Raw genomic sequence first — 15,763 nt, forward strand, 5'->3', positions numbered from 1 at the left:
GTTCACAAAATGAAAATCAAAAAAGATGGGCGCGAGTGTAACGGAAAGGCGCGGCGGACGGTACTTGGGAACCGGGCTGGGGGAACGGGGTTAGTCGTCTTCGGTGAGGGAATCCAGCGCGGCGATGGCCTCCTCATGGCGAAATCCCCGCTGGATGAGGTGACGGTAGGCTTTCTTGCGCAGTTCGGCGGTCAGGGGTTGGCCGAAATGGCGACGCAGTTGTTCGGCGGCACAGCTGTGCCAGTCGGGCGATTCTTCGGTCAGCGCGGTGTGGATGTCGTTCGGTTGAACGCCCCGCGCGCGCAGCTCGGCGGTGATGGCGAGCAGACCATAGCCGCGCGCCAGTCGCGCCCGCAGGTAGCTGGCGGCATAACGGGCATCCGATTGCCAACCGGCCTCGCACAGGGCTTCGATCGTTTGGTCGATGGCGGCTCGGGCAAACCCGCGCTGGCTGAGCTTGGCGCGGAGTTCTTGTTGGCTATGTTCGCGTTGAGCCAGCAGCCGCAGCGCCGTTGGGCGCAGCTGATCCTCATCGGGTGCTCTGGATCGAGGCCGCCGAAGCACGGAGGTTAGTCGTCAGCGGCGGGGGTGTCGTCGTCGCTGGCGGCGCTGGTTTTGCGCTTGGTCTGCGTGCCGCCGTTGCGCAACAGCTCGCGCAGCTTGGCTTCGATGTCATCGGCCAATTCGGGGTGCTCGACGAAGTATTGGCGGGCGTTGTCTTTGCCCTGGCCGAGGCGAATATCGCCACAGGAATACCAGGCGCCCGCTTTCTGGATGAGGCCGTGATCGGTGGCGAGATCAATCAGTTCCATCAGGCGAGAGATGCCCTCACCATAAAGAATATCGACATCCACCACCTTGAAGGGCGGCGCGAGCTTGTTTTTGACGACCTTGATCCGGGTCTGGTTGCCGATGGCTTCTTCGCCTTTTTTCACGGAGCCGACACGGCGGATATCGAGGCGGACGGAGGCGTAAAATTTGAGCGCGTTACCGCCGGTCGTGGTTTCCGGGCTGCCATAGCTGACGCCGATTTTCATGCGAATCTGGTTGATGAAAATCACCATGCAGTTGGTGCGTTTGATGTTGCCGGTCAGTTTGCGCAGAGCCTGACTCATCAGGCGGGCTTGCAGGCCGACATGCGAGTCGCCCATTTCGCCTTCGATTTCCGCCTTGGGCACCAGTGCGGCCACGGAATCGACCACGACGACATCGACCGCGCCAGACCGCACCAGCATGTCGGTGATTTCCAGCGCCTGCTCACCCGTGTCGGGTTGGCTGACCAGTAGATCATCGACATTGACGCCGAGCTTTTGTGCGTAGGTCGGATCGAGCGCGTGTTCGGCATCCACGAAGGCACAAACGCCTCCGGTTTTTTGTGCCTGGGCGATCACTTGCAGCGTGAGGGTGGTTTTGCCGGAAGATTCCGGGCCGTAGATCTCGATCACGCGACCGCGCGGTAAACCGCCAATCCCTAGGGCGTGATCCAGCGCGATCGAGCCGGTGCTGACCACCGGGACATCGACCCCGGCCGTGTCGTTCATGCGCATCACCGCGCCTTTGCCAAATTGCCGTTCGATCTGGCTGAGGGCGGCGCTCAAGGCTTTTTTGCGATTTTCGTCCATGGGGATTCCTGCAATAGTGGCTCGTTGAAAGATGGGGTTAGCTTAGCCCATGACCCGTGCCATGCGCTGCAAGGCTTCATCGAGCGCGGTTTGGCTGGTGGCGTAGCTCAGCCGGATGTGACCGGGGGCGCCAAACGCCGTGCCGGGCACGACGGCGACGCCGGCCTCTTCTAGGAGATGCGCGCTCAAGGCCACATCGTCGGCGAGCCCCAGCCGGTCGATCACCGCCTGCACCTGCGGGAAGCTGTAAAACGCGCCCTGACTGGGCAGGCAGGCGACATCGCGGATGCGGTTGAGTCGTTCGACGACGAAATCGTGCCGTGCCTTGAATGACGCGACCATGCGGCCGATTTCGGATTGATCGCCCTCGATAGCGGCCTGCGCGGCCACCTGCGCGATCGAGCAGGCACCGGAAGTGCTCTGCGATTGAATCATGGCCATCGCGTCCAAGATCGGTTTGGGTCCGGCGGCGTATCCGATCCGCCAGCCGGTCATCGCATACGCCTTGCTGACGCCATTGAGTACGATAGTGCGCGGCAGCAGGTCAGGCGCGACCATGGCGATGTTGGAAAAAGGTTCCTCGCTCCAGAGGATTTTTTCGTACATGTCATCGGTGGCGATCAGCACTTTGGGATGCGCGCGCAGCACTTCGGCGATGCCCGCCCAATCTTCCCGGGTATAGGCCACCCCGGTGGGATTTGATGGGCTGTTCAGGACGACGACGCGGGTTTTTTCGGTAATGGCGGCGGCGAGCTGAGCGGGACGCAGCTTGAAGCCTTGTGACTGGTCGGCCAGCACGATGACCGGTTCCCCGCCGGCGAGGAGCGCCATGTCGGGATACGACACCCAGTACGGCGCCGGAATGATGACTTCATCCCCCGGATTGAGCACGGCCTGGAACAGGTTGTAGATGCTCTGTTTGCCGCCGGTCGAGACCAGGATCTGGTTGGGCGCGAATTCCAATCCCTGATCGTTTTTCAGCCGTTGGGCAATCGCCTGGCGCAAGGACAGGATGCCCTCGACCGCCGTGTAGCGCGTAAAGCCGCTTTCGATTGCGTGAATGCCGGCTTGCCGGATATGGGTGGGGGTGTCGAAATCGGGCTCGCCAGCACCCAGGCTGATGATGTCTCGCCCCTGGGCTTTGAGCTCGGCCGCCTTGGCGGTGACCGCCAGTGTGGGGGAGGGGCGTACCCGGCGCACCCGGTCGGAAAGGTTCATGATGCGTTTGCTCCGCGCACGGTGCGCGATGAATGGCACCGTCGATCGTCTAGGGAAAATAAAATCGCGCTATGTTAGCCAATTCTGGCCGCCGCCGATAGCGAATCGCGCACCCGGCGAAACTCGAACAGACAGATGGCCGAGGCGACAGAGACATTCAGGCTTTCGACCGGCGCGCGCATGGGGATGGTGATGAGCTGGTCGCAGCGTTCCTGGGTCAGGCGGCGTAATCCTTCGCCCTCGCTGCCCATGACCAGGGCGACGGGTTCGGCAGCAAAATCGGTGTCGTACAGGCTTACCAACCCGCCGCCTGCCGCGCCCACGATCCATAGGCCGCGGGTTTTCAGTTCGCTCAAGGTGCGGGCGAGATTGGTCACCTGAATGAAGGGCAGCCGCTCGGCCGCGCCCGAGGCCGCTTTGCGGGCCGCCGGGGTGAGCCCGGCGGCTCGATCTTTCGGGGTGATGACGGCGTGGGCGCCCGCCGCCTCGGCGCTGCGCAGGCAGGCGCCGAGATTATGCGGATCGGTCACGCCATCGAGAACCAGCAACAGCGCCGGTTCGGTGAGGGTATCGAGCAATTGATCCAGCGTGTGTTCATCGCCTGCAGGTTGCGGCGTGTAGCGCGCCAGCACGCCCTGATGGCGGGCGAGATCCGGGTTGCGACGGATCTGTTCGGTAAATGCTTTTTCCGGTTGTTCCTCGGGGGGGATGCCCGCTGCCTGCGCCAACTGCCGGAGTTTTTGGCTGCGCTGATCCTGCCGACCGGCGAGCAGCCAGAGCGCGTCGATCCGCGTGGGGTCGTGTCGCAGGGCGGCTTCGACGGCGTGAAAACCGGCGAGCCAGATGACCGAGGGGGTACTCATTCGCTGGGGTGATCTCCAGCGGCTTCGCTATTGACGGCGTTGGCACCGTCCGAGGATTTTTTACGACGACGGCGCGGGCGGCGGCGTTTTTTCTTGTCACCGCTGTCGGCGCTCTCTTCGGCTTCGGTGTCCTCGTCGAGGAATTCTTCCTCTGCGGATTCCCCGTCGTCCTCATCATCGGGCAGCACGAAGTCGATTTTCCGCTCATCGAGATCAACCCGCGCCACGCGCACCTTGAGCGTATCGTTCAGGGCAAAGACCCGCCCGCTGCGCTCGCCCTTGAGGGTGAGGGTGACCGGGTCGAAGTGGTAGTAGTCTTTGGTAAGCGCGGTGATGTGCAGCAGCCCTTCGACGAAAAACTCCTTGAGTTCGACGAACAGGCCGAAGCCCAAGACGGAGGAAACGCGGCCTTCGAACACTTCACCGACCTTGTCGAGCATGAATTCGCATTTGAGCCAGTCGGTGGCATCGCGGGTGGCCTCGTCGGCGCGGCGCTCGTTGTTCGAGCAATGTTCGCCGATGATGACCATTTCTTCGTGACTGTAGGGGAAATTTTCTGCCGAGCCGGTGCGCAGGATGTGCCGGATCGCGCGGTGAACCAGTAAGTCGGGATAGCGGCGAATCGGCGAGGTGAAGTGCGCGTAAAACGGATGCGCCAAGCCAAAATGACCGAGGTTGTCCGGCGAATAAACCGCCTGTTTGAGTGAGCGGAGGACGACGGTTTGAATGGTGGCGAAATCTGGCCGAGCCTGCGCAGCGGTGATCAGGGCGTTGAAATCCTTCGGCGTGGGTTGTTCGCCGCCGCCCAGGGAGAGCCCTTTTTCTGCCAGCATGGCGCGTAAATCGGTGAGTTTTTCCAGTGCCGGGCGATCATGCACCCGGTAGAGCGAGGGAATTTTCTGGTCGGTGAGAAACCGGCCGGCGGCCACATTCGCGGCGATCATGCACTCTTCGATGATCTTGTGGGCGTCGTTGCGCTCGTAGGGCACTATGGCCTCGATTTTGCGCCCTTCGCCAAAGACGATGCGGGTTTCAACGGTTTCGAAATCAATGGCGCCTCGCTGCTCGCGGGCGGCACGCAGGATACGGTAGAGATCGTACAGGGTTTCCAGCGGGGCGAGCAGATCCGGGCGTTCGGCGCGGGCGGCCGGGTCTTTATCGACCAGAACCTGGGCGACAAAGTCGTAGGTCAGCCGGGCGGCCGAGCGCATGACGCCTTCGAAGAAGCGGTATTTTTTGATGAGTCCGTCATCGCCGATCAGCATATCGGCGCACAGGCAGAGGCGATCGACCGCCGGATTCAATGAGCACAAGCCGTTGGAAAGAATTTCCGGCAGCATGGGCACGACCCGCCCCGGAAAATAGACGGAGGTGGCGCGGTTGAAGCCTTCTTGATCGAGCGGCGAGCCCACACGCACATAGTGGCTGACATCGGCAATCGCGACGATGAGCCGATGGCCTTCGGCAACTTTGGTGCAATACACTGCATCGTCAAAATCTTTCGAATCCACGCCGTCGATCGTGACGAGCGGCAGATGACGGAGGTCAACCCGCCCGAGTTTGTCGGCATCGGCGACTTCCGGATTCAACCCGTCGATCTCTTCGAGCACGGCGGGCGGCCAGTGATAGGGAATGCCGTGGGCATTGATGGCGATATCGATTTCCATGCCGGGGGACATGTGGTCGCCCAGGACTTCGATGACCTTGCCCACCGGCTTGTGGCGCAGTGTGGGTTGTTCGACCAGCGCCACCCGCACGATTTGCCCGTCTTTCGCGCCGCCCAGATCGGTCATCGGCACGAGCACATCCTGGGTCATGCGGGCGTGATCCGGCACCACGAACGCGATGCCGGCCTCCAGCACCAAGCGGCCGACGATTTCGGCATTGGCGCGTTCGATGACCTCGACCAGATTGCCTTCGGGGCGACCCCGGCGATCCACGCCGGTAATTTGTACGATGGCGCGGTCGCCGTTGAGCAGGGCGCGCATCACGCGCGGCGAGAGGAAGACATCATCGCCGCCTTCGTCGGGAATCAGGAAGCCAAAACCATCCCGATGCCCCAGCACCCGGCCGCGAACCAACTCGGTGTGGGTCACGGGGACATAGCCGCCACGGCGATTGCGGATGATCTGGCCATCGCGTTCCATGGCGCGGAGTCGTCGAGACAGCCCTTCGATCCGTTCTTCGTCGCCATCGTATTCGAGGTGAGAAATCAGGCGGTTGAGGGTCATCGGCCCCGCGTGCTCGGCGAGAATGCCGAGGATGAACTCGCGGCTGGCAACGGGGTTGTCGTATTTTTCTGCTTCTTGCAGGGCGTTCGGGTCAGAAACCGGCTCGTTCGACATGGGAACCTTGGGCGGATAGAGTCAATTTGAAGGGCGTCGCAGGACGCCTGGGGTGGCGTGCATCACGAAGACGCGCCAGCTGGTGGTTTCAATGTACCATGATCCGTCGCCAACGGCTATGTTCCTCGGGTAGATGATGTCTGAAACGCCCCCATTCCAACTGGTTACCGACTACGCACCGGCTGGTGATCAGCCGGCCGCCATCGCAAAACTGGTCGAAGGGCTGAACGACGGCCTGGCGCAGCAGACTTTGCTCGGTGTGACCGGCTCCGGCAAAACCTTCACCATTGCCAATGTGATTGCCGCCGTGCAGCGGCCTGCCCTGGTGCTGGCACCGAACAAGACCCTGGCCGCGCAGTTGTATGGCGAGCTGAAGGGCTTTTTCCCGCACAGTGCGGTGGAATACTTCGTCTCCTACTACGATTACTACCAGCCCGAAGCCTATGTGCCCTCTTCCGATACCTTCATCGAAAAAGATGCCTCGGTGAACGAGCACATCGAGCAGATGCGCTTATCCGCGACCAAGGCCCTGCTCGAACAGCGCGATGTGATCATCGTGGCGACGGTGTCCTCGATCTATGGCTTGGGTGACCCGGATGCCTATCTCAAGATGATCCTGCACTTGGTGCGTGGCGAACGGGCGGATCAACGGCAGATTCTGCGGCGGTTGGCGGAGATGCAATACACGCGCAACGACATGGACTTTCGCCGGGGGACTTATCGGGTTCGCGGGGAAGTGATCGACATCCATCCGGCGGAATCGGATGTCGAAGCGGTGCGGGTTGAATTGTTTGATGACGAGATCGAGCAGATTGCCCTGTTTGATCCGCTCACCGGGGTGATCAAGCGCCGGGTGCCGCGTTTCACCGTGTACCCTTCCTCGCACTATGTCACGCCGCGCGAGCGGATTCTGGCAGCGGTCGAGCAGATCAAGCAGGAACTCGCCGAACGCCTTGGGCAACTGGAGTCCGAGAATCGGCTGGTCGAGGCGCAGCGACTGGCGCAGCGCACGCGTTTCGATCTGGAAATGATGCACGAGCTGGGCTACTGCAATGGTATCGAGAATTACTCGCGCTATCTCTCGGGGCGAGCGCCGGGCGAGCCGCCGCCCTGCCTGTATGACTATTTGCCACCGGATGCGCTGCTGATCATCGATGAGTCGCATGTCACGGTGCCGCAGTTGGGCGCGATGTACAAGGGCGACCGTTCGCGCAAGACCACGCTGGTCGAGTACGGATTCCGCCTGCCTTCGGCGCTCGACAACCGGCCGTTGCAGTTCGAGGAATTTGAACGGTTGATGCCGCAGACCATTCATGTCTCCGCCACGCCGGGGCCGTATGAAGAGGCGCATTCGGCGCAGGTGGTCGAGCAGGTGGTTCGGCCGACGGGGCTGGTCGATCCCGTGATCGAAATTCGTCCGGTCGCCAGCCAGGTCGATGATGTCCTGTCGGAAATTACCGCGCGCGCCAAACGGGATGAACGGGTGCTGATTACGACGCTCACCAAACGCATGGCGGAGGATCTGGCCGAATATCTCGCCGAGCATGGCGTGCGTGCCCGCTATCTGCACTCGGATATCGATACCGTCGAGCGCGTCGAAATCATCCGCGATCTGCGCCTGGGGCATTTTGATGCCTTGATTGGCATCAATTTACTGCGCGAGGGCTTGGATATCCCCGAAGTTTCCCTTGTTGCCATCTTCGACGCCGACAAGGAGGGCTTTCTGCGTTCACCGCGCTCGCTGATACAAACCATTGGCCGTGCCGCACGCAATCTGCATGGCACCGCCATTTTGTATGCCGACCGCATCACTCAGGCCATGCGGGTGGCGATCGATGAAACCGAGCGCCGCCGTGCGAAGCAAGAACAATTCAATCAAGCCCATGGCATTACTCCGCGCGGCATCGAGAAATCCGTGGCCGATATTCTCGAGGCGGGCGAATCCCGGATTCCCGGCACGCGACCCGGTGGGCGCGGCGCGGCGCGGCGCGCAGCGGAACCCGCCGCAACCTATGCGGCCGACACGCCCGCGCAGTTGTTGAAACAAATCCAGCAGATGGAGCAGCAGATGATGCAGCAGGCGCGCGATTTGGCCTTCGAAGAGGCGGCGCGCACCCGCGATGCGGTGCAGGCATTGAAAAACCGGTTGATTGAACTGGATGCGCGGTAATCCCTGATCTTCGGGGCAATAAAAAACCCGGCCGAGGCCGGGTGGATTTCCTGAGCCCGCGTTATTGCTGTGGCGCGGGCGCGGCGGGCGCGACTTGCATGGAGCCTTGCATCTGCATGGCCTGAGTCTGCAAATCATGCAAATGCTTTTCTTTCTTGTCTAAATCGTCAAACAAGCCTTTGGCAGACGGATCCAGTTTGATCATGTCGGCACGCACATCGTTGCGCAGCTTTTCTGACTGCTTTTGAATTTTCGGATCTTCAAAGGCTTTTTGTTGACGGGATTCAAACTCCTGTTGACCCGCGCGGAAGGTTTGGATGTCTTTCATTTTTTGCGGATCGGAGTCCGGCGTGCCTTGAATTTTGGTAACCAAGGCTTTCAGTTTGTCGTACTCGGCCTGCGCGTCGTAATTTTTGTCGGACATATGGGACTTGATGGCATCCCGCAGGCCATCGCGTTCCTTGACGAGTTTGGGGTTCTTGTCGAAGGCTTTGGTTTCCAGCGCTTGCAGTTTCTGCTCGATGACATCCAGTTCCTGACGGGTTTGCTGGAAATCCTTCATCAACTTCATTTGCTCGGGGGTGAGTTGCGGCATGGCCGGCGCGGTGGGCGCGGCAGCAGGTGCTGCGGGCGTGGTGTCATCGGCCAGAACGGTGGCAGATGATAAGCCCAATGCCGCCGCCACGATCCAGGCGGTGGGGGTAAAACGACGAGTGGTGCGCGCGGCCATTTGATTCCTCATTAATTGCTTCATAAACAAACTTTCTCAGTCTGACAAACCTGCCGGGAAATCACAAGCGCGGCGCGCAGTTTATCCCGTGCCTTTGTTCTCTTGCCCCAGGCGATCTGCGGCAATGCGGCTCCGAGCGGCCATTTTCATTGGCGGCGGGGCGCCCCGCCGTGACTCCGACCCCGGTCATTGAGGGGTTTCGTGAATATATCGCAATCCGAGCGTTGAGCCAGTCAGTGAATTGTCAATGCATGGTTGTGTGGTTGTGTTGTTACGGTATAACATATTTGTAACTATGCGATGGTTTTTTGGGGGTTCAGTGGATGTCTAGGCATTGGGTGTCGGTGGCCGTGTTGTCGGCCTTGGGTGTTGGGGTCTCACAGGCCGATTCGGTGGTGGACTTGGGGCAAATTGCCATTGATGCGCCGCCTTCGGTGGTTGGGATGCCCGGCGAGCCCACGGTGGTGCGTGCGGGGGCGTCCTTGTTTACGCATCAGGATGGGGGCACGCTGGGGGCGGCATTGGCGGGTTTGCCGGGCTTGGATTCGACCTGGTACGGTCCGAACAGCAATCGGCCAATCGTGCGCGGGCTGGATGGTCACCGGGTGGCGATTCTGACCGATGGCATGCCCTCGCTGGATGCTTCGGCGGTCAGCTATGACCATAATGCGCCCGTCAATCCCTTGAGTTTGAACAAGATTGAGGTACTGCGCGGCCCCGCTGCCCTGCGTTATAGCGGTGGAGCGGCGGGTGGGGTGATCGCGGCGGAGGATGATGCCATTGCCCTGCGCCCGGTGAACGGGGTATCCGGTCGGGTTCAGCTTCAGGGCGATACTGCCAGTCGCCGCCTGGCGACGGCTACTTCAGTGGATGCCGGCAATGGCCTGTATGCCCTGCACGTCGATGGTTTTGCTTCGCACGCCGGAGATTATGCGGCACCGGGCGGTTATCGCGGCGGTTCTTGGGTGGATGGCCGGATTGATAATTCGGGCAGCGCACAACGCGGCGGCACGCTGGGGTTCAGTTTGACCGGGGATCAAGGCGCGGTGGGCTTTTCGATCGGTCAAACCCGTGATCGTTATGGCGTGATTGTCGATCCGGCGACGACGATCGATATGCGTTCAACCCAGTACGCATTCAAGGCGGAGCGGCGGCAGGTGGCGGATTGGCTCAATTCGGTGCAATTGTCGGCTAATCACACGAATTACCAGCATCAGGAGCTGGATAACGGCGTGCCTGCGACCACCTTTCTTAATCGGGGGAATAGCCTGCGCTTGGCGCTCAACAGCGATGCGCTTGGCATGAACTGGGATTACGGCCTGCAATACACCGGATTTCAGTTTTCCGCCCTGGGGGATGAGTCTTTCTTACCGGTGACGCATACGCGGCAGTGGTCGGGTTTTGCGGTGGGGCAAGGGGCGGCCGATCGTTGGCACTATAGTTTGGGGCTGCGCGGTGAACGGGTCTCGGTGTCCTCGGATGGCGAGGGCGCGTCCGGCGTCGCGCGTTTTGGGGCGGCGCAAACGCAGACATCGACGCCGATCAGTGCCTCGTTGAGTGTGGCCTATGAATTTGCGCCCAACTGGCAGGCGATTGCCACGCTGTCGCACAATGAGCGGGCGCCGGCCTTCGATGAGCTCTACGCCAATGGGCCGCACGATGCCACGGCGGCCTATGAACTCGGCGATCCCACCCTGTCGCGGGAACGCAGCCATACGCTGGAGGCGGGGCTGCGCTGGGAGGCGGGTGAGGCGAAATTTTCTACCACGGGGTATATCAGCCAATATCAAAACTTCATTGGCCTGATGGGGACGGATCGTTGCCGCGATGGGGATGGCCTGGTTGTGGCCTGCGATGCGGCCGATGCCTTGCCGGAATTCGATTATCAGGGCGTGCGGGCGCGTTTGGTCGGGGTGGAGTTGAGTGCCCAGCATCCGCTGGCGGATTGGGGCGCGCAGAAACTTTCGGGTCGGCTCACGGCCAATATCCTGCGCGCAGATAACCTGACGGCCGGTGAGCCCTTGCCGCGAATCGCCCCCTATTCGTTCACGCCCGCGTTGATCTGGCAGATGAATCCATCCGTGTCTGTGGAGTTGAATGCCGTGCTGGCCGCACGCCAGACGCGAGTGCCCGCCACGGATACGGCCGGCGCGACCCCGGGATATGCGCTGGTCAATCTCAAGGCCAGTGGTTCGCTGGCGCCGGTGCTGGGGACGCAGGCCGTTGGGGCGCTGTGGTATGTCTCGCTGGATAATTTGACCAATCGCACGGCCTATGCGGCGACGAGCATCGACACGATGCGCCTGCTGGCGCCGAAGCCTGGCCGTTCGCTGGGGGCTGGAGTGCAGTTGGTCTTTTAAGCCGGCGGTTGCCCCGTTCTGCCCGCGCATTGGCCGGTGAGATGCCGGTTCTTGGGTGGGGCTTGTGACTGGCGAGACTCAGGGGGAGAATTCCCCCTGATTTTTTTGGTGATTGGAGGAGGTTGCGATGGGTGATGAAGCCGCAGGGCATAACTACCGCCATGGTCGGGGCACGGACGAGGCGCACCGGCGGGATCAAGCCTTGTTTTCGCAGTTGCTGGAGCGGCATACGGCGTTGCGCCGCGTGACGGAGCCTTTGCCCAATGGCATCCGGGTGCAGACTTTGAGCGATGACCCTCAACTGGCCGAGGTGCTCTGGCAGCATGTCGAGGGCATGGATGCGCGGTTCGCAGGCGGGCGGGCGATTCGATCCTGGGATCCGCTGTTCAGCGCATTATTCGAGTTTCGTGCGCAAATCAGGATGGATTACCGCCAGGTGCCCGGCGGGGTGGAGGCCGTCTTGACCGCCGAGGATCCCAAGCTGGTCGAGTTGATCCATGCGCATGATGAAACGCTGCATGCGTTTGTCGAGAAGGGTTTCGAGGCATCCAAGCATCCCAGCCCGGTGCCGGACTGGGTGCTGGCTCATTACGGCTTGCCGACTGCCGCGCCGGAACCCGATTCCGTGTGAATCCGCGCGGCATCCGGGGCGCCGGGGCAGCCGTATTGTTGGTAGAGTCGGCGTTGTTCGGTCTCGATCCAGTCGCGCACTTCCCGGGTGATTTGCTCCGGGCGCTTGCCCTCGGTGGGAATGGGGGAACCGATGACCAAGCGAATGGTGCCGGGGCGTTTGAGAAACTGTTTTTTGCGCCAAAAGCATCCACTATTGAGCGCCACCGGGATGATCGGGGTCTTGGCTTCCCGCGCCAGCAATGCCACGCCGGGTTTGTATTCGGCGACGACATCGGGGCGATGCCGGGTGCCTTCAGGAAAAATCACCACATCGCGCCCTTCGGCCAAGGCGACCTTGCCTTGGGTGAGGATCTGCTTGAGCGCTTGCCGCCCGGCTTTGCGATCAATCGCAATCGGCCCCATGCCCGCTAGTCCGGTGCCGAAAATCGGAATCCACAACAGCTCCTTTTTCAGCACGAACGCCGGCTGATGCAGCAGCACCGGCAGAATCATGGTATCCCAGGTGGATTGGTGTTTCGCGGCGATCAGGCGGCCTGGCGGCCCCTGCAGGTGTTCACGGCCTTCCACTTCCCAGCGCAGGCCGGTGATGATCCGTGCCAGCCAGAACACCACGAAGCCATAGCTGAACAGCACATAGTATCGGCGGCGGCGGGGTAATAACCAGCCGACGATCAGGACGGGGATATACAGCACGATCGACACATAGCTGATGCCCAAAAAGAGCGCCGACCGCAGAAAATCGAGCCATGCCATGCCGATCAACCGGGATTGATGAGGGTCAGATCCGCCACGCCGTTGAACAGGCTGGCGGTTTGCCCCAGCAGAGCCAGACGGTTTCGTCGCAAGGCAGCATCCTCCGCCATGACCATCACCTGATCGAAGAACTGGTCGATCGGCGCGCGCAAGGCCGCGAGCGCCGACAGTGCGCGGGGCTCGTCTTCTTCACCGAGTGCCGCTTCGATCTGTGGTGCGGTTTGGTTGATGGCCGCCCAGAGTGCCTGCTCCGCCGGTTCGACGAGTTGTCCGGCGGAAACGGCCGTCGTGATCGGCGTTTCGAGCTTTTTCAGGATGTTGTGAATCCGTTTGTTGCCGGCGGTGAGCGCTTCCGCATCGGGGAGGGCTAAAAAATCGGTGACGGCCTGGATGCGTCGATCCAGCGTTGTCAACCGGGTGCAGCCGGTGGCGGCGACCGCGTTGAATACATCGGCGCGCACGCCCCGTTCCAGGCAGTAGCGGTAATAGCGCTCCAGGATGAATTCGCACACCGCAGGAATGTGCTGGCTAGCCTCGGGGAGTTCGGCGTGCAGGCCGCTGGCGGCCTGTTCGATCAGTTGGCGAAGATCGAGCGGGCGCTGCCGTTCGACGAGTATCCGCACCACGCCGAGCGCGGCGCGGCGCAGTGCGAAGGGATCTTTCGCGCCGGTCGGTGCCTGGCCAATGGCGAAAATGCCGACCAAGGTGTCGAGGCGATCAGCCAGTGCCAGCGCCTGAGCAATGGCGGAGCTAGGCAGGGCATCGCCCGCACGGCGGGGTTTGTAGTAGTCATCCTGCGCCTGGGCAATCTCGGGATGCTCGCCATCGTGGGTGGCGAGGTAGCGTCCCATGATGCCCTGCAGCTCGGGGAATTCGCCCACCATCTTGCTTTGCAGATCGCATTTGCACAGGCGGGCGGCTCGGCGGGTCTGCGGGACATCGGCGTCGAGTGCTTCCGCAATCTGTGCGGCCAGCCGCTCGATGCGCAGGGTTTTGTCGAACAGGCTGCCGAGGCGTTGCTGGAAGATGACGGATTTCAGTGCCTCTAGATGGCTGTCGAGCGGGCGTTTGCGGTCTTCGTTCCAGAAAAACAGGGCATCGGCAAAGCGCGGACGAATCACGCGCTCATTGCCGGCGCGAACCGCCGCCGGGTTTTTGCTGTCGATGTTGGCAATGGTGATGAACCAGGGCAGCAACTGGCCGTCGGCATCGACCAGCGGAAAATATTTCTGGTTGCCCTGCATCGTCGAAATCAGCGCTTCATGCGGTACAGCGAGGAAGGAGGCTTCGAACTGGCCGGCCACGGCCACCGGCCATTCAACCAGGGCGGTGACTTCATCGAGTAAGGCGTCGTCGATGACGGCGCGGCCGCCGAGAGGGGCTGCGGTGGCTTCAATCTGGCCACGGATCTTGTCGCGGCGGGCGGCAAAATCCGCGAGCACGAAGCCGGTGTTGGCCAGCCGGGGGAGGTAATCCGCCGGAGAGCCAAGTTCGATCGAGCCGGGGTGATGGAAGCGGTGTCCCACCGTATGGCGTCCGGCGGCAAGACCAAACAGCGTCATCGGCACAATGGCCGTTCCATGCAGGGCGACCAGCCAGTGCACGGGACGGATGAATTCCGCATCGCGGCTGCCCCAGCGCATGCGTTTCGGGGTGGGCAGTTCATCGAGTGCGCGGGTCAGGGCGACGGGCAGAATCTCGGCGGCGGTTTGGCCGGGTTCCGTGGCGCGGTAGCTGAGCCAGGTGCCTTTGTCGGTCTCGACGCGCGTCAAGGCATCGATGGGGACGCCGCAGGATTTGGCAAAGCCTTCCAGCGCGCGGGTCGGTTGACCGTTGGCATCATACGCCGCGGCGAGTGCCGGCCCTTTGCGCTCGATGCTGCGGTTGGGTGCCTGAAAGGCCAGTTCGCGGACGATCAGGCTCAGCCGCCGAGGAGCCGCATACGATTCGCAGCCCGCGTGCTGCAGACCCGCGCTGTCCAGCGCGGCCAGGAAACTGGTTTTCAGGGCATCGGCGAGCAGCGGGAGCGCCTTGGGGGGCAGCTCTTCGGTGCCCAGTTCAAACAGGAAATCAGCGCGATCGGTCATGATGGCATCCAGCAGGATCAGGCAGAGGGTTGGGTTTGGGCGAGCATCGGAAAGCCGAGCGCTTCCCGGCGGGCGTAGTACGCTTCGGCCACGCCACGCGCCAGCGTGCGCACGCGCAGAATGAAGCGCTGGCGTTCGGTGACGGAGATGGCGCGGCGGGCATCGAGCAGGTTGAAGGCATGGGACGCCTTGAGCACCTGCTCATAGGCGGGCAGGGGGAGGCCACGCGCGACCAGCCGCGCGGATTCGGCCTCGGCCTGATCGAAGACGCCGAACAGAAAAGCGGTGTCGGCTTCTTCGAAATTGTAGGTTGATTGCTCCACCTCGTTCTGGTGGTACACATCGCCATAAGTAATGATGCCCGCGGCGCTACGGCTCCAGACCAGGTCATACACGCTGTTCACGCCCTGCATGTACATCGCCAGCCGTTCCAGCCCATAGGTGATCTCGCCGGATACGGGGCGGCAATCAAGCCCGCCGATCTGCTGGAAATAGGTGAACTGTGTGACTTCCATGCCATTCAGCCAAACTTCCCAACCCAAGCCCCAGGCGCCGAGCGTGGGGGATTCCCAGTTGTCTTCGACGAAGCGGATGTCGTGGGTCAGTGGGTCGAAGCCGAGCAGGGCGAGCGAGTCGAGATAGAGCTGCTGGATATTGTCCGGCGAGGGCTTCAGTAACACCTGAAACTGGTAGTAATGCTGCAACCGGTTGGGATTTTCGCCATACCGTCCATCCGTTGGGCGGCGCGAGGGCTGAACGAAGGCGGTGCGCCAAGGCTCGGGGCCGATCGCGCGCAGGAAGGTGGCCGGGTGAAAGGTGCCCGCGCCCACTTCCATGTCGAGTGGCTGCAGCACGGCACAACCCTGCGCTGCCCAGTATTCGGAGAGCGCGAGAATCAGCCCCTGAAAGGTGGAAAGATCGTGATGGGTGGTCAATGCGGGCATGGCAAGCTTCTTGGCAGGCATTCAAAAGACTGGGGAGT

General features: G+C 61.8%; 12 protein-coding genes. 3 read left to right on the forward strand and 9 right to left on the reverse strand.

The annotated features are described in order from the left end of the window. Positions 1 to 90: 90 nt before the first annotated feature. The 5 genes from VOI35_RS01600 to rnr all read right to left on the reverse strand — a co-directional run bounded on the left by VOI35_RS01600 (position 91) and on the right by rnr (position 6,048). A complete protein-coding gene (locus VOI35_RS01600; protein WP_407276156.1) occupies positions 91 to 564 on the reverse strand; it encodes a regulatory protein RecX in 474 nt (157 codons plus the stop codon). A gap of 5 nt (positions 565 to 569) precedes the next feature. Next, positions 570 to 1,622 (reverse strand): recombinase RecA, encoded by a 1,053-nt coding sequence (gene recA, locus VOI35_RS01605; protein ID WP_407276157.1) that lies wholly within the window; start codon positions 1,620 to 1,622, stop codon positions 570 to 572. 42 nt (positions 1,623 to 1,664) lie between these two features. Then, positions 1,665 to 2,840 carry a pyridoxal phosphate-dependent aminotransferase gene (locus tag VOI35_RS01610; RefSeq protein ID WP_407276158.1) on the reverse strand — a complete coding sequence of 392 codons (1,176 nt, stop codon included), beginning with the start codon at positions 2,838 to 2,840 and terminating at the stop codon, positions 1,665 to 1,667. A gap of 74 nt (positions 2,841 to 2,914) precedes the next feature. Further along, positions 2,915 to 3,703 carry a 23S rRNA (guanosine(2251)-2'-O)-methyltransferase RlmB gene (rlmB, locus tag VOI35_RS01615; RefSeq protein WP_407276159.1) on the reverse strand — a complete coding sequence of 263 codons (789 nt, stop codon included), beginning with the start codon at positions 3,701 to 3,703 and terminating at the stop codon, positions 2,915 to 2,917. Continuing rightward, a complete protein-coding gene (gene rnr / locus VOI35_RS01620; RefSeq protein WP_407276160.1) occupies positions 3,700 to 6,048 on the reverse strand; it encodes a ribonuclease R in 2,349 nt (782 codons plus the stop codon). Before rnr ends, rlmB begins: the two co-directional genes overlap by 4 nt. A 136-nt stretch (positions 6,049 to 6,184) precedes the next feature. Between rnr and uvrB the strand changes: the two genes are divergently transcribed. Further along, positions 6,185 to 8,218: an excinuclease ABC subunit UvrB gene (gene uvrB, locus VOI35_RS01625; RefSeq protein WP_407276161.1), complete on the forward strand. Its 2,034-nt coding sequence runs from the start codon at positions 6,185 to 6,187 to the stop codon at positions 8,216 to 8,218. 61 nt (positions 8,219 to 8,279) lie between these two features. Here the strand turns inward: uvrB and VOI35_RS01630 are convergent, their stop codons facing one another. Then, positions 8,280 to 8,948 carry a hypothetical protein gene (locus tag VOI35_RS01630; protein WP_407276162.1) on the reverse strand — a complete coding sequence of 223 codons (669 nt, stop codon included), beginning with the start codon at positions 8,946 to 8,948 and terminating at the stop codon, positions 8,280 to 8,282. Between the two features lie 323 nt (positions 8,949 to 9,271). Here VOI35_RS01630 and VOI35_RS01635 point away from each other — a divergent pair, with 323 nt between their 5' ends. Next, a complete protein-coding gene (locus VOI35_RS01635; protein ID WP_407276163.1) occupies positions 9,272 to 11,308 on the forward strand; it encodes a TonB-dependent receptor in 2,037 nt (678 codons plus the stop codon). 127 nt (positions 11,309 to 11,435) lie between these two features. Further along, positions 11,436 to 11,939, forward strand: coding sequence for a hypothetical protein (locus tag VOI35_RS01640; RefSeq protein WP_407276164.1), 504 nt, complete (start codon positions 11,436 to 11,438; stop codon positions 11,937 to 11,939). Here VOI35_RS01640 and VOI35_RS01645 read toward each other — a convergent pair. From VOI35_RS01645 to glyQ, 3 genes are read right to left on the reverse strand one after another with little or no spacing between them, the layout of a single operon-like run. Next, positions 11,897 to 12,694, reverse strand: coding sequence for a lysophospholipid acyltransferase family protein (locus VOI35_RS01645; RefSeq protein WP_407276165.1), 798 nt, complete (start codon positions 12,692 to 12,694; stop codon positions 11,897 to 11,899). The genes VOI35_RS01640 and VOI35_RS01645 overlap by 43 nt on opposite strands. Before the next feature lie 5 nt (positions 12,695 to 12,699). Continuing rightward, entirely contained in the window at positions 12,700 to 14,781 is a 2,082-nt protein-coding gene (glyS, locus tag VOI35_RS01650) for a glycine--tRNA ligase subunit beta (RefSeq protein ID WP_407276166.1), read from the reverse strand. A gap of 17 nt (positions 14,782 to 14,798) precedes the next feature. Beyond that, the gene (gene glyQ / locus VOI35_RS01655) at positions 14,799 to 15,725 is read right to left on the reverse strand and encodes a glycine--tRNA ligase subunit alpha (RefSeq protein WP_407276167.1); all 927 of its coding nucleotides are present in this window, start codon (positions 15,723 to 15,725) and stop codon (positions 14,799 to 14,801) included. Positions 15,726 to 15,763 lie beyond the last annotated feature (38 nt).

The organism is Halothiobacillus sp. DCM-1 (genome assembly GCF_045689735.1).
Taxonomy (GTDB): Bacteria; Pseudomonadota; Gammaproteobacteria; order Halothiobacillales; family Halothiobacillaceae; genus Halothiobacillus.

What these genes read in the sequence shown, in the direction of transcription:
- recA (WP_407276157.1), bottom strand. Translation starts at nt 1,622, where the DNA reads ATGGACGAAAATCGCAAAAAAGCCTTGAGCGCCGCCCTCAGCCAGATC.
- VOI35_RS01610 (WP_407276158.1), bottom strand. Translation starts at nt 2,840, where the DNA reads ATGAACCTTTCCGACCGGGTGCGCCGGGTACGCCCCTCCCCCACACTG.
- rlmB (WP_407276159.1), bottom strand. Translation starts at nt 3,703, where the DNA reads ATGAGTACCCCCTCGGTCATCTGGCTCGCCGGTTTTCACGCCGTCGAA.
- rnr (WP_407276160.1), bottom strand. Translation starts at nt 6,048, where the DNA reads ATGTCGAACGAGCCGGTTTCTGACCCGAACGCCCTGCAAGAAGCAGAA.
- uvrB (WP_407276161.1), top strand. Translation starts at nt 6,185, where the DNA reads ATGTCTGAAACGCCCCCATTCCAACTGGTTACCGACTACGCACCGGCT.
- VOI35_RS01630 (WP_407276162.1), bottom strand. Translation starts at nt 8,948, where the DNA reads ATGGCCGCGCGCACCACTCGTCGTTTTACCCCCACCGCCTGGATCGTG.
- VOI35_RS01635 (WP_407276163.1), top strand. Translation starts at nt 9,272, where the DNA reads ATGTCTAGGCATTGGGTGTCGGTGGCCGTGTTGTCGGCCTTGGGTGTT.
- VOI35_RS01640 (WP_407276164.1), top strand. Translation starts at nt 11,436, where the DNA reads ATGGGTGATGAAGCCGCAGGGCATAACTACCGCCATGGTCGGGGCACG.
- VOI35_RS01645 (WP_407276165.1), bottom strand. Translation starts at nt 12,694, where the DNA reads ATGGCATGGCTCGATTTTCTGCGGTCGGCGCTCTTTTTGGGCATCAGC.
- glyS (WP_407276166.1), bottom strand. Translation starts at nt 14,781, where the DNA reads ATGACCGATCGCGCTGATTTCCTGTTTGAACTGGGCACCGAAGAGCTG.
- glyQ (WP_407276167.1), bottom strand. Translation starts at nt 15,725, where the DNA reads ATGCCCGCATTGACCACCCATCACGATCTTTCCACCTTTCAGGGGCTG.